Source organism: Klebsiella sp. R445 (assembly GCF_051131755.1).
Lineage (GTDB): Bacteria > Pseudomonadota > Gammaproteobacteria > Enterobacterales > Enterobacteriaceae > Klebsiella > Klebsiella lignicola.
Window position 1 is genome coordinate 2,747,984 of sequence record NZ_CP180446.1, and the last position, 20,782, is coordinate 2,768,765.

Here is a 20,782-nt window from a genome sequence, read left to right on the forward strand (position 1 = left end):
TTCCTCAAATTCGTTCAGTTTCGCGCGCGAATTACGCTTCAACAATTGCCAGAATGTCGCTTTCAGACATGATCAGCACTTCTTCATTGTCGATTTTTTCCGACTTCACACCGTAGCCGTCGTTAAAAATAACGATGTCGCCAACTTTAACGTCCAGCGGCTGTACAGTGCCGTTCTCCAGGATGCGGCCCTTACCGACAGCGATGATTTCGCCACGAGTTGATTTGGCTGCTGCAGAACCAGTCAGAACGATGCCGCCTGCAGATTTGGTTTCAACTTCTTTACGTTTGACGATCACACGATCATGTAACGGACGAATACTCATTGATAGCTCTCCTTCGAGAAAGTCATTATCAGTTATGGGTGACACCGGCCCGTATAAGGTTTTCCGGCTAGTGCCTGAGAGATGGGGGTAGGTTTTCCCGCTTCAAGGGGCAAAGTTAAAAAAAAATTTTTCCGCGTGCGCTGACGCACAAAAACGGCCGTCGTCATAAGTAAAAACGATTGTGATACCATCGATTTTTTCAGGGACAGGATTGCATCATGAGTGGTTTGAAGCAGGAGTTAGGTCTGGCTCAGGGAGTGGGGCTGCTTTCGACGTCGCTACTTGGTACCGGGGTCTTCGCGGTTCCCGCACTGGCGGCCCTGGTGGCGGGAGACAACAGCCTGTGGGCCTGGCCTGCGCTGATTTTGCTGGTCTTCCCGATTGCCATTGTTTTTGCCGTTCTGGGCCGCCATTTCCCCAGCGCCGGCGGCGTCGCGCACTTCGTCAATATGGCGTTCGGTTCCCGTATGGAACGCGTCACCGGCTGGCTGTTCCTGTCGGTCATTCCAGTGGGGCTACCTGCCGCCCTGCATATCGCTACCGGCTTCGGGCAGGCCCTGTTTGGCTGGCACGACAGCCAGCTGCTGCTGGCAGAGCTGGGCACTCTGGCCATCGTCTGGTGGGTCGGCTCGCGGGGCGCCAGCTCCAGCGCTAACCTGCAAACGCTGGTCGCGATCCTTATCGTAGCGCTGATCGCCGCCATCTGGTGGCGCGGTGGGATTAACCTTGCGCACATCCCCTTTCCGGCGGCGACGGAAATCGACCGCTCCCAGCTTTTCTCTGCGCTGTCGGTGATGTTCTGGTGCTTTGTCGGTCTCGAAGCCTTTGCCCATCTGGCATCGGAATTTAAACGCCCGGAGCGCGACTTCCCCCGCGCACTGATGATCGGTCTGTTACTGGCCGGGTCGGTGTACTGGGCCTGTACCGTACTGGTTCTGCATTTTCATGCCTTCGGTGACGACATGGCCGCAGCCGCGTCGCTGCCGACCATCGTGGTGCACTTATTTGGCGTGCAGGCACTGTGGGTCGCCTGCGTAATTGGCTATCTCGCCTGCTTCGCCAGCCTCAATATTTATATCCAGAGCTTTGCCCGCCTGGTCTGGTCCCAGGCGCAGTACAAGCCCGAAAGCTACCTCGCGCAACTCTCGCCGCAGCGTATTCCCCGCAATGCACTTAATGCGGTACTGGGCTGCTGCGTCATCAGCACGCTGTGCATCTACTGGCTTGATATCAATCTCGACGCGCTGATCGTCTATGCCAACGGCATCTTTATTATGATTTATCTGCTGTGCATGCTGGCAGGCTGCCGCTTGTTACAGGGGCGCTATCGGGTGCTGGCGATCGTCGGGAGCGGACTTTGCCTGCTGCTGTTGACGATGGTTGGCTGGAAAAGTCTGTATGCCCTGGTCGTGATGGCCGCCCTTTGGTTGTGGCTGCCGAAGCGCCGCCCACCTGCCGGGACGCCTTCATCTGCGATAAAAAACCGATAAAAAAAGCCGGACCGCGCAACGCGTATCCGGCTCATTAACTGCTGTGCCCGGCAATGGATGACCGGGCTGAACAGCTTAGCGGTCGTCTTTGTGATCCAGACGGTCACGCTCTTCATCTTTGCGCTGGTATTCGCCGTCAAAGGTCTCACCGCCCCCGGTTCCGGCACTAAAACCGCCGCCCGGCATCCGGTTAAAGCGCAAATGCGGCATCAGCTTCAGGGTCAGGTGCTTTTGCACCGGCGGCAACAGCAGCAGCAGGCCGAGGAAATCGGTAAAGAACCCCGGCAGCAGCAGCAACAGACCGGCAATGATCAGCGAGACGCTTTTGATCATTTCGGCGGCCGGGCTTTCTCCTGCCGCCATCTTCTGCTGCATCAGCATCAAGTTTTTGAAGCCCTGGTTACGCACCAGCGACATCCCGACCACCGAGCTAAAGATCACCAGAATCAGCGTCATCAGCACGCCAAGCACGTGGGCCACCTGGATGAAGATCGATATCTCGATGTAAACGTATAAAAAAATGGCAATTAACGGAATCCAACGCACCGGCGTCTCCTTCATTAGCGGCGGCCATTATCAGCCCCCGCAGTCATTGGTTTGCTTTTCGCATCACATCAATATTGGGTTAAAACGCCAGATTTCAATCTGTGGAAAGGCTTATTTTGTCATAAATGGCAAAGCGGTGACTCATTTCACAGATTAATAATTCTTATACCCTGCAATACATAATAAGTGATCAAGGTTGCTGACATTCGCTATCATCAGCATATGATCGTGGGCACCGGGCCGATTAAGGAAATAATCTTCGGCAAGAAAATACGCTAAATCTCATAAATTCTGTGTATTTGGTGAATTCATTGGCAGCTTGAAAAAGAAGGTTCACATGTTAAACAACATTCGTATCGAAGAAGATCTGTTGGGTACCAGGGAAGTTCCAGCTGACGCCTACTATGGTGTTCATACTCTGAGAGCGATTGAAAACTTCTACATCAGCAATAGCAAAATCAGTGATATACCTGAGTTTGTGCGCGGTATGGTGATGGTGAAAAAGGCCGCTGCGATGGCCAACAAGGAACTGCAAACCATTCCTAAAAGCGTCGCAAACACCATTATTGCCGCATGTGACGAAGTTCTGAATAACGGTAAATGCATGGACCAGTTCCCGGTTGATGTGTTCCAGGGTGGCGCGGGTACCTCCGTCAACATGAACACCAACGAGGTTCTGGCCAACATTGGCCTTGAGCTGATGGGCCATCAGAAGGGTGAATACCAGTATCTTAACCCCAACGATCACGTTAACAAATGCCAGTCCACCAACGATGCCTACCCGACCGGCTTCCGTATCGCCGTTTATGCCTCACTGCTGAAATTAACCGACGCCATCAACCAACTGGGCGAAGGCTTCCAGCATAAAGCCATTGAATTCCAGGATGTCCTGAAAATGGGCCGCACTCAGCTGCAGGACGCGGTACCGATGACCCTCGGCCAGGAGTTCCACGCCTTTAACGTTCTGCTGAATGAAGAGACCAAATGCATTCTGCGCACCGCTGAGCTGCTGCTTGAAGTGAATCTCGGCGCCACCGCCATCGGTACGCGTCTGAATACCCCGGATGGCTATCAACAGTTGGCAGTGCAAAAACTGGCGGAAGTCAGCGGCCTGCCGGTTATTCCGGCGGAAGACCTGATTGAAGCGACCTCAGACTGTGGCGCCTACGTGATGGTCCACAGCTCGCTGAAACGCCTGGCGGTGAAACTGTCCAAAATCTGTAACGACCTGCGCCTGCTCTCTTCCGGTCCGCGCGCTGGCCTGAACGAAATCAACCTGCCGGAGCTGCAGGCGGGTTCATCCATCATGCCGGCCAAAGTCAACCCGGTGGTGCCAGAAGTGGTTAACCAGGTCTGCTTTAAGGTTATCGGCAACGACACCACGGTCACTATGGCTTCCGAAGCCGGTCAGCTGCAGCTGAACGTCATGGAGCCTGTGATTGGCCAGGCCATGTTCGAGTCTATCCATATCCTGACCAACGCCTGCTACAACCTGCTGGAAAAATGCATCAACGGCATTACCGCCAACAAAGCAGTCTGTGAAGGCTATGTCTATAACTCAATTGGGATTGTCACCTACCTCAACCCGTTTATCGGCCACCACAATGGCGATATCGTCGGCAAGATTTGCGCCGAGACGGGCAAGAGTGTACGCGAAGTCGTACTGGAGCGCGGGCTGCTCACCGAAGCAGAGCTGGACGATATTTTCTCTGCCCAGAACCTGATGCATCCGGCCTATAAAGCGAAGCGATATACCGATGAAAGCGAACAGTAAGCTTTCGGGTTAAACTACCAAAAGGCATGTCAGCAATGACATGCCTTTTTTGCATTCTTAGGTTTACCAAATCACAACAATTCAATATCAACTTGTTAAAAAACAAGGAAGGCGCATATGTTTGGAGCAGAACTCGTGGTTGTCCTGCTGGCTATCTATTTGGGAGCCAGGCTCGGCGGCATCGGCATTGGCTTTGCCGGTGGTCTGGGCGTGCTCGTCCTGACGCTCATCTTTCAAATTAAACCCGGCGCGATCCCTTTCGACGTCATTGAAATCATCATGGCGGTTATCGCCGCGATAGCTGCGATGCAGGTGGCCGGCGGCATGGACTATCTGGTCAGCCTGGCCGAGCGCATGCTCCGGCGCCATCCCAAATACATCACCTTCCTTGCCCCGCTGGTCACCTGGTTTATGACCGTTCTGGCAGGAACCGGACATACCGCATTCTCGACCCTGCCGGTGATTACCGAAGTGGCGAAAGAGCAAGGTATTCGCCCGTCACGCCCGCTGTCTATCGCCGTTGTCGCCTCGCAGATTGCGATTACCGCCTCGCCGATTTCCGCCGCGGTGGTCTTTTTTGCCGGGATCCTCGAACCGCTTGGCGTCAGCTACCTGACGCTGCTGGCGATCTGTATTCCGGTGACGCTGATTGCCGTGATGCTCACCGCCGTGGTCTGTAACTTCCTCGGCTGTGAACTGAAAGACGACCCGATTTATCAGGAGCGCCTGGCAAAAGGTGAAGTGAGACTGCGCGGCAGCCAGGTGTTCGAACTGAAACCTCATGCGAAACGCTCGGTGCTGCTGTTTCTGGTCGGTATTGTCGCGGTGATGTTCTACGCTACGGCGATCAGCGATACCGTCGGGCTGATTCAGAACCCGGTACTGCCGCGTAACGAAGCGATCGTGGTGTTCATGCTGACCATTGCGACGCTTATCAGCATCACCTGTAAAATCGATACAGGCGAAGTGCTTAACGCCAGCACCTTTAAATCCGGGATGAGCGCCTGTGTCTGCGTGCTGGGCGTCGCCTGGCTCGGCGATACCTTCGTCAAAGCGCATATCACCGATATCCAGGCCGTTGCCGGCGACCTGCTGCACAACTATCCGTGGCTGCTGGCGGTGGTGCTGTTCTTCGCGGCAACCCTGCTGTACTCCCAGGCTGCCACCACCAAAGCGTTGATGCCGGCGGCGCTGCTGCTCGGCGTCACCCCTCTGACCGCTATCGCCTCGTTTGCGGCGGTCTCCGCGCTGTTCGTCCTGCCTACCTACCCGACGCTGCTGGCAGCGGTTGAGATGGACGACACCGGTTCAACGCGCATCGGCAAATACGTCTTTAACCACGCGTTCCTGATCCCCGGCGTGATTGCTATTACCCTGTGCGTCATTCTGGGGTTCATCTTTGGCGGCATCATGCTGTAAATCTGTTTAAATTCGGGCCAGTTCCTGGCCCGTTTCATTAATCCCCCACCTTGCGTGCTATAGTGCCTCTTTTCGCTGATACGAGGTTCACGATGACTACGCCTGATGCTGTTGTTGTTCTCTGTACCGCGCCCGATGAAGCCACCGCCCAGGATCTGGCGGCAAAAGTGCTGGCAGAAAAGCTCGCCGCCTGCGCCACCCTCCTGCCTGGTGCAACATCGCTCTACTACTGGGAAGGGAAGCTGGAACAGGAGTATGAAGTTCAAATGCTGCTGAAAACCGACCTGGCTCACCAGCAGGCCTTACTGGAATGTCTGAAGGCTCATCACCCGTATCAAACGCCCGAACTCTTGGTTTTACCCGTCACCCACGGAGACACTGATTACCTCTCATGGCTCAACGCATCATTACGCTGATTCTGCTGCTGTGCAGCACATCCGCTTTCGCCGGGTTATTTGACGCCCCAGGTCATTCTAATTTCGTTCCTGCGGATCAGGCTTTTGCTTTTGATTTCCAGCAGAACCAGCACGACGTCAACCTGAGCTGGCACATCAAGGATGGTTACTACCTCTATCGTCAGCAGATCAAACTGACGGCGGCAGAGGCCACGCTCGTCGCACCAACGCTGCCGCCGGGCACCTGGCATGAAGATGAGTTTTACGGCAAGAGCGAGATCTATCGCCAGAGCCTGAGCGTACCGGTGACCTTCAGCCAGGCGGCAAAAGACGCGACGCTCACCGTCACCTACCAGGGCTGCGCCGACGCCGGTTTTTGCTATCCGCCAGAGACCAAAATCGTCCCGCTTCGCGCGGTGTTGGCGACGTCCGGCAGCGAGTCAACGCCGGCCCAGGCAGCGCTTCCTGCCGTCGGGCAACCGAAATTTAATCCGCCCCTGCCGGTAGAAAAACGTCCGGAGCTGGTCGCCAAAACCGCCCCGCCGGTACAGCCGATTCCGCCACAGGAGAAGCCCGACGCTAGCGATGATCCGGCCAGCCTGCCCTTCACTGCCCTTTGGGCGCTGCTGATCGGCATCGGTATCGCCTTCACGCCGTGCGTCTTACCGATGTACCCGCTGATCTCCGGCATAGTGCTCGGCGGTAAACAGCGGCTGTCCACCGCCCGGGCGTTGCTACTGGCGTTTATCTACGTCCAGGGGATGGCGTTGACCTATACCGCGCTGGGCCTGGTGGTCGCCGCCGCCGGTTTACAGTTCCAGGCGGCGCTGCAGCACCCCTATGTGCTGATTGGCCTCTCGGTGGTCTTTATCCTGCTGGCGCTGTCGATGTTTGGCCTGTTTACCCTACAACTCCCCTCTGCCGTGCAGACCCGCCTGACGCTGATGAGCAACAAACGCCAGGGTGGTTCCCCCGGCGGCGTCTTTGCGATGGGGGCCATTGCCGGGCTGATCTGCTCGCCCTGCACCACCGCGCCGCTGAGCGCCATCCTGCTGTATATTGCCCAAAGCGGTAATCTGTGGCTCGGCGGCGGCACGCTGTATCTCTATGCGCTGGGCATGGGGCTTCCACTGATCCTGGTGACCGTTTTTGGCAACCGCCTGTTGCCGAAGAGCGGGCCGTGGATGGGCCACGTGAAGAGCGTATTTGGTTTTGTGATCCTGGCGCTGCCGGTCTTTTTACTGGAGCGTATCGTCGGTGAACCCTGGGGGCTGCGCCTGTGGTCGCTGCTGGGCGTAGCCTTCTTTAGCTGGGCCTTTATTACCTTGCTCGGTGCCACCCGTCCGTGGCTGCGTATCGCGCAAATCATGATGTTCGGCGCCGCGCTGGTCAGCGCTCGCCCGCTGCAGGACTGGGCATTTGGCGCGCCCGCCGCGCAACAGCAGGCGCACCTGGCCTTTACGCGCGTCGGTAACATCGCAGAACTCGATCGCGCGCTGGCGCAGGCAAAAGGCAAGCCGGTGATGCTCGACCTGTACGCCGACTGGTGCGTAGCCTGCAAAGAGTTCGAGAAATACACCTTTAGCGCGGCAGAAGTACAACAGGCCCTGAAAGGGACCGTTCTGCTGCAGATCGATGTGACGAAGAACAGCGCCGACGATGTGGCATTGCTGAAGCACCTGCAGGTGCTCGGCCTGCCCACGATTCTGTTCTTTAATGCACGGGGAGAAGAACAGCCCGCGCAACGTGTGACCGGGTTTATGGATGCAGCCGCATTCAGCGCCCATTTGCGTGATTGGCAACCGTGAACGACACTTTAGGAGGAAAAATGGAGGAGAAGACCGTGCAACGTGAAGATGTCCTGGGTGAAGCCATACAAATTCTCGAAATAGAAGGTATTGCCAACACCACGCTGGAAATGGTCGCCGAACGCGTCTCTTACCCGCTCGATGACCTCAAACGTTTTTGGCCCGATCGCGACGCGCTGCTGTACGATGCGCTGCGCTATCTCAGCCATCAGGTTGATGTCTGGCGTCGGCAGTTGCTGCTCGACGACTCGCTCACGCCGGAACAAAAGCTGCTGGCTCGCTACGGCGCATTGACCAAATGCGTGAGCAACCATCGCTATCCCGGCTGTTTGTTTATCGCCGCCTGCACCTTTTTCCCGGATGCGCAGCATCCTGTTCATCAACTGGCGGAACAGCAAAAACAGGCCTCGCTGGCCTATACTCACGAGCTGTTGACGCTGCTGGAAGTGGACGATCCGGCGATGGTCGCCAAACAGATGGAGCTGATCGTCGAAGGCTGCCTGAGCCGTATGCTGGTCAAACGTAGCCAGGAAGATGTCGATACCGCGCAGCGGCTGGCAGAAGACATTCTGCGCTTTGCCCAGTGCCGGAGCGGCGGTGCGTTAACCTGATAGTAGTCGGCAGGTCGTCGTTCCACGCGCCTGAAATTCAGGGCGACGCCCGTTGGTGGGTAAACGGGGAATGAACGGCCGACTAACACAGATGCAACTTGATGTCCGCAGCGTATAATCCCCCTACACCACTCTGTCTACCGGGATTGAAATGCGACGTCTCCTTTGGGCTGCTATCATCGGGCTGTGTCCGTTATTGCTCCAGGCAGCACCACTTCAAGGGTTTTCTTTCGCCTATAAAGACTGGGAAGTCGCCTGCGATAACACCGGCACCTGCCGGGCCGCTGGCTATGGCGTCAACATCGGTGAGATTAGCGTTCTGCTGACCCGTGACGCCGGCGCCGGGCAACGCGTAAACGCCCAGGTGACCTTCGCCCAGACCGATAATGATATTCCCTCCGATGCCACGGTGAGCCTGCAGATCGACGGCCAGGATCGCGGCACCCTGGAGGCGAAAGACGACAGCCACTTCCGTTTCGATAGTACCCAGACCGCCGCGCTAATTGAGGCACTGGAGCACAGCCGGCAGATCGAAATCGCGCTCAATGGCCAGCGTAAGCCGCTCTCCAGCGCCGGCAGCAGCGCGGTATTCCTCAAGATTGATGAATTTCAGCAGCGACTGGGTACCGCAGATGCGCTGGCCCGCAAAGGCGATGCCGACGATGACGGCACGCTTAACCCACTTCCTGCGCCGGAGATTATCGCCGCCCCAACGCCACACAACGCGTCGGCCGAGCCGTTGACGGCAAAACAGCGCCAGAAGCTGTTGCCAGCGCTCATCCCTCAGTTGAACAGCCACTGTGACGACTGGCAGAATAACGCGATTCCAGCGCAGGAGCGCCAGATAACATCTACGCCGCTGGATAAGAGCCATTCGCTCATTCAGGCACTGTGCTGGCGTGCGGCCTATAACGACGGCTACGCGATGTGGGTGGTGGATAACGCCCTGCGTACGCCACCTGTCGCCATTACCACCGATGCCTCCAGCTACGCCGACGGCGTGATCACGTTCTTCAATAAAGGCCGCGGCATCGCCGACTGCGTCAGCGGTGAAGAGCGGGTCTGGGACGGCACCACCTTTGTTCAGAGCCTGAAGTACAGCACCGGGATGTGCCGTGAAATCACGCCCGGCGGCACCTGGATGTTGCCAACCTTCGTCAGCCAGGTACGGCCAAAACAGCAGAAAGAGGCCGATAACATCGCGCTGAAAGCGTTGTATAACGCGGTGCTGAAAGAGCAGAAGGCCAACCCGGAGCTGGCACTAAAAAAGGTGGCCGAGCAATTCCCCCTGACCGGGCACATCACCAACTTCACGCTGACCTACGCCGATGATTCTCTGGTGTCGACCAACAAACCCGCTGTCGGTATCAGCGACGATGAATGGCAGGCGTTCCTCCACTCCGATATCGACGCCGACTCGGAAAACGGCAAGGTCAGCTTTACGCTTGTCGATCTGGATAACGACGGCAAGCGCGATTTAATCATCGACAGCTATATCGGCGGCACCGGGCTCTTCAGCTATACCGGGGTACTGAAACGCGGCGACAGTACGTTTGATAGCGTCGATCGGGGCGACAGCGACGACGACGATGATTTTGACGCCGGGGTGCCTGGCGCACTGTTTTCACTCAACGGGCGCGGCGCCAATCAGTGGAACCAGTGGGTCAGAATCAACGGGCAGGTGTATGCGCTGTGGTACAACGGCCAGTTTGGCGAGGACAATCTTTATCTGCTGCGGCCCTTCAGCCCGACCGACAGAACGCCAGCAGTGACGATTCGCTATCGTTACGAGCTGAAAACCCTGAGTTCACCAGAACAGGGCCAGCCGCTCTCCCCGGCGCTGAATGCCCAGGATCAGGCGGACCTGCTCAAGTCGCTGGATCTGATGCAAAGCAATCTGCTGAAAGACAAAAAAGGCAACGCTGAGGATGAGCCAATCTGTCCGATACCGCCCGGCACCTCATCTGATGAAGCGGATAACTACTACAGCGGCGTGGCCTCTTATTATGTCTATGAAACGGTAGCCTATATTCCCGTCTGGATCGCCGGAAAATGCTTTATCGGCACGGTGGTCAGCCATCACGGCGCCTACCGTCACGGCGTCGATGCCGAGATCATGATCAGCTCCCCTCGCGAAGACGAAGACGTCATCGGTGGCTACACGATTTCCGGCGTACGCCATATGATCTCGGCCATCAGCGGCTGGAAACCCCGTGAAGGCGACAACGGGATGATGTGATACACAGGGAAAATCCCCCTTTTGCGGCGTAACTGCCGCAAAGTTAAGCAATCAGCAGGAAAATCAAGAAATTTGGTTGACGCACAGAGTGGATTACGGTTTAATGCGCCCCGTTGCCCGGATAGCTCAGTCGGTAGAGCAGGGGATTGAAAATCCCCGTGTCCTTGGTTCGATTCCGAGTCCGGGCACCACTAATTTAAAGAAACCAGCCTAAGGGCTGGTTTTTTGCTTTCTGCGATCCGGACTCTCCATCGAACTCCGTTCGATTATTCGCGATAAACCGCTCACCCCTTCGGGGCCAGCGCGACAAGCGCGCTGTTCAACGCCTGCGGCGTTAGTCCGAGTCCGGGCACCACTAGCCGTAAAAATGAAAAAGCCCCAGTAATAAAATACTGAGGCTTTTATGATACTTTCAAATTAATATCTAACATTAATCAACTTAGTTATTTAATACTACTGCTAAAGATGTACATGTTTTCACAGGATATATCAGTACTTCAGATGCTGCTATCCTCCTGAAATCCTATTAGAAAAATTTCTATCCTGTTTATTTCATTGAGAATTATCCTTACGACGCTTCTCAATAAGTACATCGCCCGCGCGATATATACTCTTTGATGCGTTGCCTTACTATCTTCGCCATCTTCTGGTTGCCGTAACAGCTACCTATCGAACCGCGAAATAACTTTCAACAACAAGGCCTTACATCATCGCGCCATCGTCCACATTATGCGATTGTAGAGCTTTACTACGTGGCCTTAAAACCTCTTCACACGCGGCATAAACTTTCTGCTCAATGCTGAAGAGCCCAAACAACAATTACTTCGTGGCCTTTATCGCATCTGACTTACTTTATCAGGTAAGTTTTACCTGATAAATCATACCGGTTAATAACACTCTAGCTAAATTAATTCCTTATCGGCCTTAAGGTCAATTTACTCGTTATTAACTCTCTGTCAATACTGTATTTTAACACAGTGTTGATTAGGTAATTCGCACTAAACCGCTCACCCTTTCTGGTCCGCTCGACAGGCGTGCGGGCAGGACCATTAAATTTCCCGCAGAGCTACTTTTCCAGACCGATAAAGTGGACCCGGGCTTTCGGCGGCATCAGCTCCGGATGGCGATATCCCGGATCCCTAAGTCGCCGACCTGTTCATTACAGGCCACCCTAATCCAGCAATTGTTCATGCCAGGCCGTAATCTTTTTATCTTTAACGGTCAGGGTGAGTTGTCCCAGATATCCGGCACGGCATCAGTCAGTTTCATGATATTCACCTCGGGGTCTGTTTTCCCCAGATGAGCCATCACAATGATAAGGTCGGTCTGGCTTTTAATCCGGAGTCGCAACCATCGCAATTTGTAGTTATAAACAACGCTGCCAGACCTCCACGTAAATGTTCCAGTCTCTCACCAAAAGAGACTAAAGGAGGAGAACACAACATCCTCCCTATCGCCTCTCACGGATTCGCCCTTATGTCAGAAAATATGACGCGAGCGCTAGTGGGTAAAGTGGTTCATCACACAGGCGTAGCGCGGTGAGAACTGGTCTCCGATGATGACCGTTTCGCGATCAATGCGTTTGACCATATATAGCTTATCCCCACGCTCATAGGCATCAAAGAAAAGATAATCGATGGCATCTGGCGCATTATCATCCGGCGAATTTTCACGACCTGATGGATTAATGTTGTACACGCCCGCCGCGTGCCCCAGTGGCCGGGAATAGCGAAAGAAAAGTTTGCGGTTAACAACATACTGGCCACCTTCAGCTTTCAGCGTTCCCTGTACAGACAAGGAAAAATTACCGGAGTGATAGCTGGTAATCAACAAAATCCCCTCAAGATTCATCTTTGATTTATGGATATCAAGGGATGAGCTGAATTCAGATGAACAGGAAAAGCTAATTTCATTTTTTTTGGCATCACGGCTTACCAGTAAAAAAGCTATCACCGCCCCTCCAATAATGATGATCACCAGTGACCAAAAAAATGGCGACAGATCCCTCTCAGTCTTCATACCACTCCTCGCGATGATGATACTGGCTGTGGCAATAGTAATAGCCATTGTTACGCCCACACTCAGCTGCAAATTTCCAGTTTATCAGGTCATGATTACTGGCCCAGGCATTGAGATACAGGTCTTTTTTCACAGAACAGTCCGGTGCAATCCCGGTATCCTTAAAAATATCCTGAGCACTTTTATCCGTAATATTGTCGGTGCTGGCATTCCCGAGAATATGAATATGGCATTGTTGCCACTCGATGGTCCTCAGGACCGAAACGTCAATCATCGGAATGTTATTGGGTATCCAGGTCCACCAATATGTTGCCAGCACCGCAATGCTGGTAATTAATCCCGTCAGTCCGATCGCCCAGCGGCTTGTTTTCCTGCTGTGTTCTTTTACGTTACCGGCATCAACAGTGAGTCCCTTATCGTTTTCAGGTGCTTCGAGCAACTGAAAATTAATACCAAACTCGCCGATTTTGAATCCCATTCGAGGTACCGTCACAATCACCTCAGCCGGATGGCCAATAGAGGTGATCACTTTACGTATAAAAGAGATATGCTGATTCAGGTTCGCATCCGTTGCCCTGGCGCCATTACGTTGAAAAACATTAAGCAGAACCTCATCGCGTGTGGACACTTCACTACCGTTTTGCAACAAATAAAGTAGTAATTGTGATGCGACATTATTGAGATGACCTGTCTTCCCGGACCCAACGTCTTTTAACGAATTCTTTTGCGGCCTGAACACCAGCCCGCCGTCAATTATCACAGATTTAATCTTGCATATTGGGATATGAGAAACCAATGATGTCTCCTTGATACAGGAATCTCCCTGAATAAATGATTGAGGCGTAAGCATATCACAATTCATTTATCATTTTTGCGTTTACCAAAGATCGCTTTATTATCCACTTAATAACATTTTATTAACTCCCACCTCATGACTGAATACTCCGCATGCAAAAAGTGGCTATCTTATTGTCACCCCTACACTTTGATATCCCAGTTTTTATTTACAAAGAATTTATAAATACCTGAAGACAGGGATACACAGATAAATAAAAATCACAAAGACAGATAAAAACACTATAAAAATAGATAAATACAGAATATAAAACCATATTCAGTATAATAATACAGCTAAATTCGCATAAAAACGCACCACAACGTCATCACTGCAACAGGTTCCCCTGAGTTTGATTCAAACCCTAACTTTGCATTGCCTCATTTTCTTACCGACTTAATATAGGTCACCGAAACGATGCACATGGCAGCTCATGATAATGACAGTTTAATTATTTACCGGCTGACACACAGACCATCTTCACCAGAAGATGTAAAGAAACTGACGTGACCATTCGCTAAAAAGGTATTTCTGGCGAAGAAATATCTTTTGCAGAAGCATCGTTGTAATAACCCAAAACAGAAACAAGGTTAGAATAAACATGAATATGAAAAATGTAGCTGTCGCCTGTGCGCTGATGGCCGGTATGACAATGACTGCAACCTCTGCTTTCGCGGCAAAAAATGTTGACCCGACCAATGGTAAAATTCAGTTTAGCGGCACCCTGGTCAACTCTGCGTGCGGTCTGGCTCCGGAATCCAGCCCGGTACAGGTTAATTTTGGTGAAATCCCGACATCGCAATTAAAAGACAATCAGCGCGCCGGAACCAAGCATGCAAAAATTATGCTGCAGGGCTGCGATACTACCGTCGCTAAAACGGCAACCGTGACTTATACCCCGGCAACCATCGACCCGGACAATGCCGCTCTCGCCGCCTTCACTTCCGGTACCGCCCATGGCGCAGGTATTGGCATGATTGACAGCGGTAACCAGGACGTGAAATGGGGCGAAGCAGCATCCCAGGTCAATATTACTGACGGCAAAACCGATATCGACTTCGTTGCTTATTTGCAGGCAAATAATGCCTCCGATACCGTAACACCTGGTGACTTTGAGTCCACCGTGAACTTCCAGATCGATTACCAGTAACGATATCGGGCAGGTGCCTCAGTGCACCTGCTCAAAACGTTTTATCAATGCGATAAAGGGAGTGCGGTGATGCCTGGATGGCGGATGCTCTTGCTTTTTATTTTCCTTCCATCGACATGGACTCTGGCTAATACCGGCAACAACGCCAAAACGCCAGGGAAAATGCATTTGCAGGGAACAATAATCGAAGCCGCTTGTTATGTTGATCATAATGACCAGGATCTCACGGTGGAATTCAATAATATTTCAGCAAGAGATATTAGCGGCTCCCCTAAAAACATTTCAGCACATGATTTTAGCATTCATTTACTGGGATGTTCCTTAGGCGACTCACAACATCCTGGCAGTATATTTCATAGTGCCAGTATTACTTTTTATAGTGTCTCAGATCGCCAGCGCAAAGATCATTTAAATGTGAAAACTGATGCTGGAGATTTATCAATCACGATATTTGATAAATATGGCAATCCCATTCAACCTGGCGTTCCCTCGCCGGATTATGCGCTAAATCCAGGGAAAAATACGCTCAGATTTACCGCACATTTAATTTCCGAAGATGGACATATCAGCTCCGGTGAATTTAACGCCAACATGCATTTTGTTGTGAATTATCTCTAAGCAGTTCTGGTAATAAAGGTCCTGAAGGTGAGTAAAAAAGATGACTAATCTGAATACATCCAAAACGCTTCTGGCACTTTTTATTACCCTGGCCTGCTCTTCTCCAGCCACCGCTGACGATGCCGTGGAATTCAATACTGCCGTACTGGATGCCAGCGACCGACAAAATGTTGATTTACAGCGTTTTTCAGAAGGTAACTATGTGGCTCCGGGTGATTATTTGCTGGATGTGCACATCAACGGCCAGGAGATCGCTCAGCAGCAGATCCACTACATTACCGATGCCGACCACCCGCATAAAACACTGGCCTGCCTCAGTGCAGAACAACTCGACCTGTTAGCGCTAAAGGAAGAGGCGCTGACCTACGTCCGGGCGCATTCTGAACGTTGCCTCGACATCTCGCACTTACCCGGCATTGTGCTGAACAATAGCGCCGGGGTCCTGGACATCACCATCCCCCAGGCATGGATGAAATATAGCGACCCAAACTGGACGCCACCTGAACGTTGGGACAACGGTATCGCCGGGCTCATTTTTGACTACAACCTGTCTGGCCAGGCAACACGCTATCAGCAGGATGGCGGTAGCTACCAATCCCTGTCCGGCTATGGTCAGACGGGATTTAACATCGGTGCCTGGCGTTTTCGTAGCCAGTATCAGGCTAATTACACCTCCGATACGCAAGGCACACGCTTTGACTGGGATCAGTTTTACGCCTATCGCCCACTGCCCATGCTGGCGGCAAAGCTCACGCTTGGTGAAATCTACCTGAATTCACAGCTCTTCGATTCTATTCGTTTTACCGGCGCTAACCTCGCCAGCGACGAGCGTATGCTGCCGCCGAATCTGCAGGGCTATGCTCCGCAGGTGCACGGCATTGCCAGAAGTAATGCCAAAGTGACGGTGAGCCAACAACAACGCGTGATCTATCAAACCACCGTCCCTGCAGGCCCCTTCAATATCGAAGACTTACGCAGTTCGGTGCGCGGTACTCTGGATGTCCGGGTGGAAGAGCAGGATGGGACAGTGCAGACCTTTCAGGTCAATACCGCGGATATTCCCTATCTGACGCGCCCGGGCTATGTACGTTACAACACCTCGGCAGGGAAACCTTCGCGCTACAATCACGACCTCCAGGGGCCTACGTTTTACAGCGGTGATTTCTCATGGGGGGTCAGCAACGCGTGGTCCCTGTATGGCGGCGCGCTGCTGACCGGTAATCGCTATAACGCCTGGTCTCTGGGGATCGGGCGTGACCTGAGCCTGCTTGGCGCGCTCTCGGCGGATGTCACCCAGTCGATAAGCCGGGTAAAAGATCAAAACCAACAAAAAGGCTTGTCCTTCAAGCTCAGCTACGCCAAGACCTTTGACGAGTACAACAGCGCCATTACCTTTGCCGGATATCGTTTTTCCCAGAGAAATTTCCGCTCTTTCTCGCAGTTCCTCGATGAGCAGTATGAAAACAATGACAGCTCCGGGCGTGAAAAAGAGATGTATACCCTCACCGGGAATAAAACTTTTTTTGCTGACGATCCGCGCCTTGCCACCACGCTGTATCTGACCTATGCCCACCAGAACTACTGGGATCGGCGCTCGCAGGACCGCTATGGCCTGTCCGTCGGGCATACCTTCTCGTTCGCCGGTGTGGAAGGGGTCAGCGCCAACCTTGCAGCGTATCGTTCTGAATATCAGGGAAAGCGCGATGACAGCTTTTCTCTGTCCCTGTCCATCCCGTGGCGAGACGGGCGATCGACTGAATATCAACTGCAAAACAGCGGCAACCGGACCAGCCAGATGGTTTCCTATTCGGATAACCGCGATCGCAATAACCCATGGCGCATACGTGCAGGCCTGTCAGATGAAGGGCGAACGGCCTTTGATGGTTACTACCAGCACCGCAGCATGATGGCGGAACTGGAGTCCAACGTCAGCTGGCAGCAGGATCGCTACCTTTCCATCGGGGGAACCGTGCGCGGTGGTTTTACCGCCACGCGGCATGGTGCCGCGCTGCACAACAGCCAGGCCTCGATGAACACCGCCCGTGTGATGGTCGATACCGATGGCGTCGCCAACGTCCCGCTTAACGGCGAACAGGCACACTCCAACCGCTATGGGATTGCGGTCGTGCCAGACATCGTCAGCTACAACAGCTTTGATACCCGGATTGATGTCGATGCCATGGATGAAGATATCGCCGCCACCAAAGCGATTGTCACCAGCACGCTAACGGAAGGAGCCATCGGCTACCAACGCTTTGCCGTGGCGCAGGGGGAAAAGATGATGGCCATGCTGCGTCTTGCCGACGGTTCTGCCCCTCCTTTTGGTGCAGAAGTGTTTAATGCCAACGGCGTCAGCGTCGCCATGGTCATGGACAACGGTGAAAGCTGGATCGCTGGCGTTAAACCGGATGAAACGCTCTCCGTTGCATGGGGAGGCCGGACGCAGTGTCACCTGCAGGTTCCCCGACAAATCAACCCCCAGGGCAATGTCTTACTGCCTTGCCAATTCTCTCAACCAGCAAAATGAATAGCGTGATGAAAAAACAATCTTATTTATCTGTCCGGCGTTGGCTGATGTCCGTTACATGCGGCCTGCTACTGGCCGCCGCCGTCGATTCCGCCTGGGCAGGCGTTGCCCTTGACCGCACCCGGCTCATCATCAACGACAACGATCGCTCGGTGAGCGCGAATTTATTGAATACCAGCTCCACAACCCCGTTCCTGGCGCAATCCTGGGTGGAGGATGCCAGCGGCGCCAAAGTGACATCGCCGCTGATGGTGCTCCCGCCTTTGCAACGCATTAATGGCGGCCAGAAAGGGATTGCCCGCGTCACCAAAACCAGTGGGATTGCCGCGTTACCGCAGGACCGCGAAAGCCTGTTCTACCTTAACGTGCGTGAAATTCCCCCCAAGCCGGATAAGCCCAATGTGCTGCAGCTGGCGATGCAGTCCCGCATCAAACTGTTCTATCGCCCTTCCGCCATTGTGCCGCCGGAGCCCGGTGCGGTGTGGCAAAACCAGGTGGTGTTTCACAAAAAAGGGCGCCAGTGGTCAGTGGAAAACCCGACCCCCTACTTTGTGACCGTGATTGGGCTAAGCCGCAAACCTGAAGCAGAAGGCAGTGGCAGGCTGACGGATTTCCCGGGAATGATGGTGGCCCCCAAATCCTCGATGGACTTCAAGGTCACCGACGCCAGCATCAGCCAGTTCACCATGATGTACGTGAATGATTTTGGCGGTCATCCGGAACTCAAATATCGCTGCACAGGCGACACCTGCCGGGCATTGCCGGCCGCCCAGCAGCCCAGGTAACACGTGTGATCGGGGGTTCAACAATGAAAAAGCATCTATGTGCGCTGCTGCTGGCCGGCTACGCCTGCGCTGTTCAGGCCGATAACGGTCGTCGGGATATGAGCCATGTCTCTGGTGAATATGGCAACGTTCACTTCCACGGCCGTGTTTATGTTTCTCCGTGCGTACTGGACATGGCATCGCGCGACCAAAGCATCGATCTCGGGGAGATTTCCGCCAGGGCTTTTCATCAGGCAGGCGATCGCAGCCACCCGGTGCTGGTGACCTTAAACCTCAACGATTGTCTGAAAGGGTCGGGCCACAAGCTCCAGGACGTCGCCGGGCAAACCTCTGCCGCCCCGTTGTTCGCACACAGTACAACGGGACAAGGGGTGTCATTAACGTTGATGGCGGAGAGCGCGCGGGAAAATAGCGATCTCGCGCGTATTCATGGTGATGTCGAGGGAGCAGGCATCCGCGTGATGAATGAAGGCCAACAGCTGATCCACCTCAGCCAGCCACAACGCATGTGGATCGTTAAGCCTGGCAACAATGCGATTCACTTTCTCTCCGCGCTGGAATCGACCGGGACGGAAGTGAGCGCGGGTGAGTTTCACGGATTGCTCAGACTGCAGCTGGAGTATTTATGACCGTATTTTTCAACGCACTGCTCGGCTCGGCGTTATTACTCAGCCCTCTGGCCGCGTCAGCTTTCACGCAAGGGGAAGGTGAGCCGCAGGGGGGAATGCCGCACCAGTATGATATCGAACTGAAATCGTTAGATATGAGCAAGAACCATATCGGTGGCCGGACTAACCCTTTCACCTGGAATCTGAACGGCCAGTATACGGTCAATTTCCACTGCCCCCTGGAGAATATTCGCCGGGGAGCTATCCATTACTCCACGCTTTCAACCATGCCGCTCTCATCAGAGGGGCCCAATCGCTATCGCCTGAATGAATACCTGGACGTTGAAGTGTCGGTGTGGATTGCCGGAAATTACCGCGACTACGTCCGGGCGCCGTTCACCAATGTATCCAATCGCCTGACCAACAACTCGTGCTCGACGCGTACGGGTGTCGCGAAGATCAGAAACGTGGAAAGCGGCTCCAAAGGAAAAGTAGTCTTTATCGTCACCAAACCGATTATTAACGGCATCAACATTGCCTCTCAGTCGCTGCTCGACGTGGCGGGACGAATGGGCACGGCCGGTCCCACGCCGACCACCTCCATTTCTCGCGTGGTGATTAAATCCGGGATTATTACCGTACCGGACAAATGCACCTTTAACCGCGGTGACAAAATCACGATTGAATTCGGTAACTTACCCGGCTCTGGCGATAAGCTCAACGGCACCAACTTTAGCAAATCCATCCCCATCCATGTTGAATGCGAGGGCGGGAGCTTTGACCAGGGCGCGCTGAATATCAATCTGGCGGTCCAGACCAGTACCGCCTCCGGAACCGCCAGTTTCAACAACCAGTTTCTCGGAACGCTGAGCAACGGACAAAAGCGCGACGATCTCGGCATCATCCTCAAAGAAGAAAGCGGCCGCACCGTGGTACCCAATCAGTTCTATAACATCAAAGGGTTCTATCAAAACCAGGGGGACTGGAATCTCACCGCCGCGCCGGTTGCCAATCCCGGGGCCGGCAGTGTGAAAGAGGGGGAATTTGAAGCCTCTGCCACCGTCGTGGCACAGTTTCAGTGAGGTACCTGATGACATACCGGCTATTCATGACGTTGCTCCTTCTGCTGCCCGTCAGTCCCGTCAAGGCGGATACCAAACTCGTTGGCGGCGATATGCATTTTCACGGCACCGTCATGGCGCTGGCCTGCAGCCTTGCGCCCAACGCGGACAAAATTGAAGTTGATTTCGGCCATATCGCCGTAAAAGACCTCTACCTGACCGGGCGCAGCCAGCCGCACGCATTCACCCTCTCATTGCGGGATTGTAATCCCAACGTTTTTGCCACCCTGTCCGTCACCTTTAACGGCACGGAAAATGCGCACCTGCCCAATCATCTGGCGTTAAATTCCGCGGGGCCAGGCAGCGCATCGGGCATCGCCATTGGGCTGAGTGAGCAGAATGGCACAGCCATTCAACTGGGCCAAAGCACTTCCCGCCAGACCGTTACCGAAGGGCCCATGGATTTAACCTTCCTGAGCTGGGTAGAAGCGGAGCCCGAGGCCCTGAAAAACCAGACCATCGAATATGGTCCTTTCAGCGCCAGTGGAACCTGGACCCTGAATTATCAATAG

General features: G+C 53.8%; 18 protein-coding genes and 1 tRNA gene. 15 read left to right on the forward strand and 4 right to left on the reverse strand.

Annotated elements, in window-relative coordinates; all coding sequences use genetic code 11:
* Nucleotides 1-31: 31 nt before the first annotated feature.
* Nucleotides 32-325 carry a co-chaperone GroES gene (locus ACMYSN_RS12875; protein ID WP_003855929.1) on the reverse strand — a complete coding sequence of 98 codons (294 nt, stop codon included), beginning with the start codon at nucleotides 323-325 and terminating at the stop codon, nucleotides 32-34.
* 218 nt (nucleotides 326-543) lie between these two features.
* On the opposite strand from ACMYSN_RS12875, the gene yjeH reads away from it, so the two are divergent.
* Nucleotides 544-1,815 carry an L-methionine/branched-chain amino acid transporter gene (gene yjeH, locus ACMYSN_RS12880; protein WP_462495114.1) on the forward strand — a complete coding sequence of 424 codons (1,272 nt, stop codon included), beginning with the start codon at nucleotides 544-546 and terminating at the stop codon, nucleotides 1,813-1,815.
* Nucleotides 1,816-1,890: 75 nt separating this feature from the next.
* On the opposite strand, the gene ACMYSN_RS12885 is transcribed toward yjeH, so the two are convergent.
* Nucleotides 1,891-2,361: an FxsA family protein gene (locus tag ACMYSN_RS12885; RefSeq protein ID WP_462495115.1), complete on the reverse strand. Its 471-nt coding sequence runs from the start codon at nucleotides 2,359-2,361 to the stop codon at nucleotides 1,891-1,893.
* A 337-nt stretch (nucleotides 2,362-2,698) separates the two neighbouring features.
* Between ACMYSN_RS12885 and aspA the strand changes: the two genes are divergently transcribed.
* The 7 genes from aspA (at nucleotide 2,699) to ACMYSN_RS12920 (ending at nucleotide 10,798) form a co-directional block, all read left to right on the forward strand.
* Nucleotides 2,699-4,135: an aspartate ammonia-lyase gene (gene aspA, locus ACMYSN_RS12890; RefSeq protein ID WP_462495116.1), complete on the forward strand. Its 1,437-nt coding sequence runs from the start codon at nucleotides 2,699-2,701 to the stop codon at nucleotides 4,133-4,135.
* A 117-nt stretch (nucleotides 4,136-4,252) separates the two neighbouring features.
* Nucleotides 4,253-5,554, forward strand: a complete 1,302-nt coding sequence (locus ACMYSN_RS12895) for an anaerobic C4-dicarboxylate transporter (RefSeq protein ID WP_154145074.1) — start codon at nucleotides 4,253-4,255, stop codon at nucleotides 5,552-5,554.
* Between the two features lie 92 nt (nucleotides 5,555-5,646).
* Nucleotides 5,647-5,970 (forward strand): divalent cation tolerance protein CutA, encoded by a 324-nt coding sequence (gene cutA / locus ACMYSN_RS12900; RefSeq protein WP_123757819.1) that lies wholly within the window; start codon nucleotides 5,647-5,649, stop codon nucleotides 5,968-5,970.
* The gene (locus ACMYSN_RS12905; RefSeq protein WP_462495117.1) at nucleotides 5,946-7,757 is read left to right on the forward strand and encodes a protein-disulfide reductase DsbD; all 1,812 of its coding nucleotides are present in this window, start codon (nucleotides 5,946-5,948) and stop codon (nucleotides 7,755-7,757) included. The genes cutA and ACMYSN_RS12905 overlap by 25 nt, the downstream gene beginning before the upstream one ends.
* Nucleotides 7,758-7,792: 35 nt before the next feature.
* Nucleotides 7,793-8,368 carry a transcriptional regulator gene (locus ACMYSN_RS12910; protein ID WP_123757980.1) on the forward strand — a complete coding sequence of 192 codons (576 nt, stop codon included), beginning with the start codon at nucleotides 7,793-7,795 and terminating at the stop codon, nucleotides 8,366-8,368.
* Nucleotides 8,369-8,519: 151 nt separating this feature from the next.
* Nucleotides 8,520-10,607, forward strand: coding sequence for a DUF1176 domain-containing protein (locus ACMYSN_RS12915; protein ID WP_462495118.1), 2,088 nt, complete (start codon nucleotides 8,520-8,522; stop codon nucleotides 10,605-10,607).
* Nucleotides 10,608-10,722: 115 nt separating this feature from the next.
* Nucleotides 10,723-10,798 (forward strand) — tRNA-Phe (locus tag ACMYSN_RS12920).
* Between the two features lie 1,309 nt (nucleotides 10,799-12,107).
* On the opposite strand, the gene ACMYSN_RS12925 is transcribed toward ACMYSN_RS12920, so the two are convergent.
* On the reverse strand, nucleotides 12,108-12,626 hold the full coding sequence (locus tag ACMYSN_RS12925) for a hypothetical protein (RefSeq protein WP_462495119.1): 519 nt from the start codon (nucleotides 12,624-12,626) through the stop codon (nucleotides 12,108-12,110).
* Complete coding sequence (locus tag ACMYSN_RS12930) at nucleotides 12,616-13,476, reverse strand: winged helix-turn-helix domain-containing protein (RefSeq protein WP_462495120.1); 861 nt, start codon at nucleotides 13,474-13,476, stop codon at nucleotides 12,616-12,618. Before ACMYSN_RS12930 ends, ACMYSN_RS12925 begins: the two co-directional genes overlap by 11 nt.
* A gap of 586 nt (nucleotides 13,477-14,062) precedes the next feature.
* Between ACMYSN_RS12930 and ACMYSN_RS12935 the strand changes: the two genes are divergently transcribed.
* Genes ACMYSN_RS12935 through ACMYSN_RS12965 form a run of 7 tightly spaced genes read left to right on the forward strand, consistent with a single transcriptional unit; the run spans nucleotide 14,063 to nucleotide 20,782 of the window.
* Nucleotides 14,063-14,611, forward strand: coding sequence for a fimbrial protein (locus ACMYSN_RS12935; RefSeq protein WP_462495121.1), 549 nt, complete (start codon nucleotides 14,063-14,065; stop codon nucleotides 14,609-14,611).
* A gap of 21 nt (nucleotides 14,612-14,632) precedes the next feature.
* Nucleotides 14,633-15,229, forward strand: a complete 597-nt coding sequence (locus ACMYSN_RS12940; RefSeq protein WP_462495122.1) for a fimbrial protein — start codon at nucleotides 14,633-14,635, stop codon at nucleotides 15,227-15,229.
* 40 nt (nucleotides 15,230-15,269) lie between these two features.
* The gene (locus tag ACMYSN_RS12945; RefSeq protein WP_462495123.1) at nucleotides 15,270-17,756 is read left to right on the forward strand and encodes a fimbria/pilus outer membrane usher protein; all 2,487 of its coding nucleotides are present in this window, start codon (nucleotides 15,270-15,272) and stop codon (nucleotides 17,754-17,756) included.
* Nucleotides 17,753-18,541, forward strand: coding sequence for a fimbrial biogenesis chaperone (locus ACMYSN_RS12950; RefSeq protein ID WP_462498253.1), 789 nt, complete (start codon nucleotides 17,753-17,755; stop codon nucleotides 18,539-18,541). Before ACMYSN_RS12945 ends, ACMYSN_RS12950 begins: the two co-directional genes overlap by 4 nt.
* Before the next feature lie 23 nt (nucleotides 18,542-18,564).
* Complete coding sequence (locus ACMYSN_RS12955; protein WP_462495124.1) at nucleotides 18,565-19,170, forward strand: fimbrial protein; 606 nt, start codon at nucleotides 18,565-18,567, stop codon at nucleotides 19,168-19,170.
* Nucleotides 19,167-20,231 carry a fimbrial protein gene (locus ACMYSN_RS12960; RefSeq protein ID WP_462495125.1) on the forward strand — a complete coding sequence of 355 codons (1,065 nt, stop codon included), beginning with the start codon at nucleotides 19,167-19,169 and terminating at the stop codon, nucleotides 20,229-20,231. The genes ACMYSN_RS12955 and ACMYSN_RS12960 overlap by 4 nt, the downstream gene beginning before the upstream one ends.
* 26 nt (nucleotides 20,232-20,257) lie before the next feature.
* Nucleotides 20,258-20,782: a fimbrial protein gene (locus ACMYSN_RS12965; protein ID WP_462495126.1), complete on the forward strand. Its 525-nt coding sequence runs from the start codon at nucleotides 20,258-20,260 to the stop codon at nucleotides 20,780-20,782.

What these genes read in the sequence shown, in the direction of transcription:
- ACMYSN_RS12875 (WP_003855929.1), bottom strand. Translation starts at nt 325, where the DNA reads ATGAGTATTCGTCCGTTACATGATCGTGTGATCGTCAAACGTAAAGAA.
- yjeH (WP_462495114.1), top strand. Translation starts at nt 544, where the DNA reads ATGAGTGGTTTGAAGCAGGAGTTAGGTCTGGCTCAGGGAGTGGGGCTG.
- aspA (WP_462495116.1), top strand. Translation starts at nt 2,699, where the DNA reads ATGTTAAACAACATTCGTATCGAAGAAGATCTGTTGGGTACCAGGGAA.
- ACMYSN_RS12895 (WP_154145074.1), top strand. Translation starts at nt 4,253, where the DNA reads ATGTTTGGAGCAGAACTCGTGGTTGTCCTGCTGGCTATCTATTTGGGA.
- cutA (WP_123757819.1), top strand. Translation starts at nt 5,647, where the DNA reads ATGACTACGCCTGATGCTGTTGTTGTTCTCTGTACCGCGCCCGATGAA.
- ACMYSN_RS12905 (WP_462495117.1), top strand. Translation starts at nt 5,946, where the DNA reads ATGGCTCAACGCATCATTACGCTGATTCTGCTGCTGTGCAGCACATCC.
- ACMYSN_RS12915 (WP_462495118.1), top strand. Translation starts at nt 8,520, where the DNA reads ATGCGACGTCTCCTTTGGGCTGCTATCATCGGGCTGTGTCCGTTATTG.
- ACMYSN_RS12925 (WP_462495119.1), bottom strand. Translation starts at nt 12,626, where the DNA reads ATGAAGACTGAGAGGGATCTGTCGCCATTTTTTTGGTCACTGGTGATC.
- ACMYSN_RS12930 (WP_462495120.1), bottom strand. Translation starts at nt 13,476, where the DNA reads ATGCTTACGCCTCAATCATTTATTCAGGGAGATTCCTGTATCAAGGAG.
- ACMYSN_RS12935 (WP_462495121.1), top strand. Translation starts at nt 14,063, where the DNA reads ATGAATATGAAAAATGTAGCTGTCGCCTGTGCGCTGATGGCCGGTATG.
- ACMYSN_RS12945 (WP_462495123.1), top strand. Translation starts at nt 15,270, where the DNA reads ATGACTAATCTGAATACATCCAAAACGCTTCTGGCACTTTTTATTACC.
- ACMYSN_RS12950 (WP_462498253.1), top strand. Translation starts at nt 17,753, where the DNA reads ATGAATAGCGTGATGAAAAAACAATCTTATTTATCTGTCCGGCGTTGG.
- ACMYSN_RS12955 (WP_462495124.1), top strand. Translation starts at nt 18,565, where the DNA reads ATGAAAAAGCATCTATGTGCGCTGCTGCTGGCCGGCTACGCCTGCGCT.
- ACMYSN_RS12960 (WP_462495125.1), top strand. Translation starts at nt 19,167, where the DNA reads ATGACCGTATTTTTCAACGCACTGCTCGGCTCGGCGTTATTACTCAGC.
- ACMYSN_RS12965 (WP_462495126.1), top strand. Translation starts at nt 20,258, where the DNA reads ATGACGTTGCTCCTTCTGCTGCCCGTCAGTCCCGTCAAGGCGGATACC.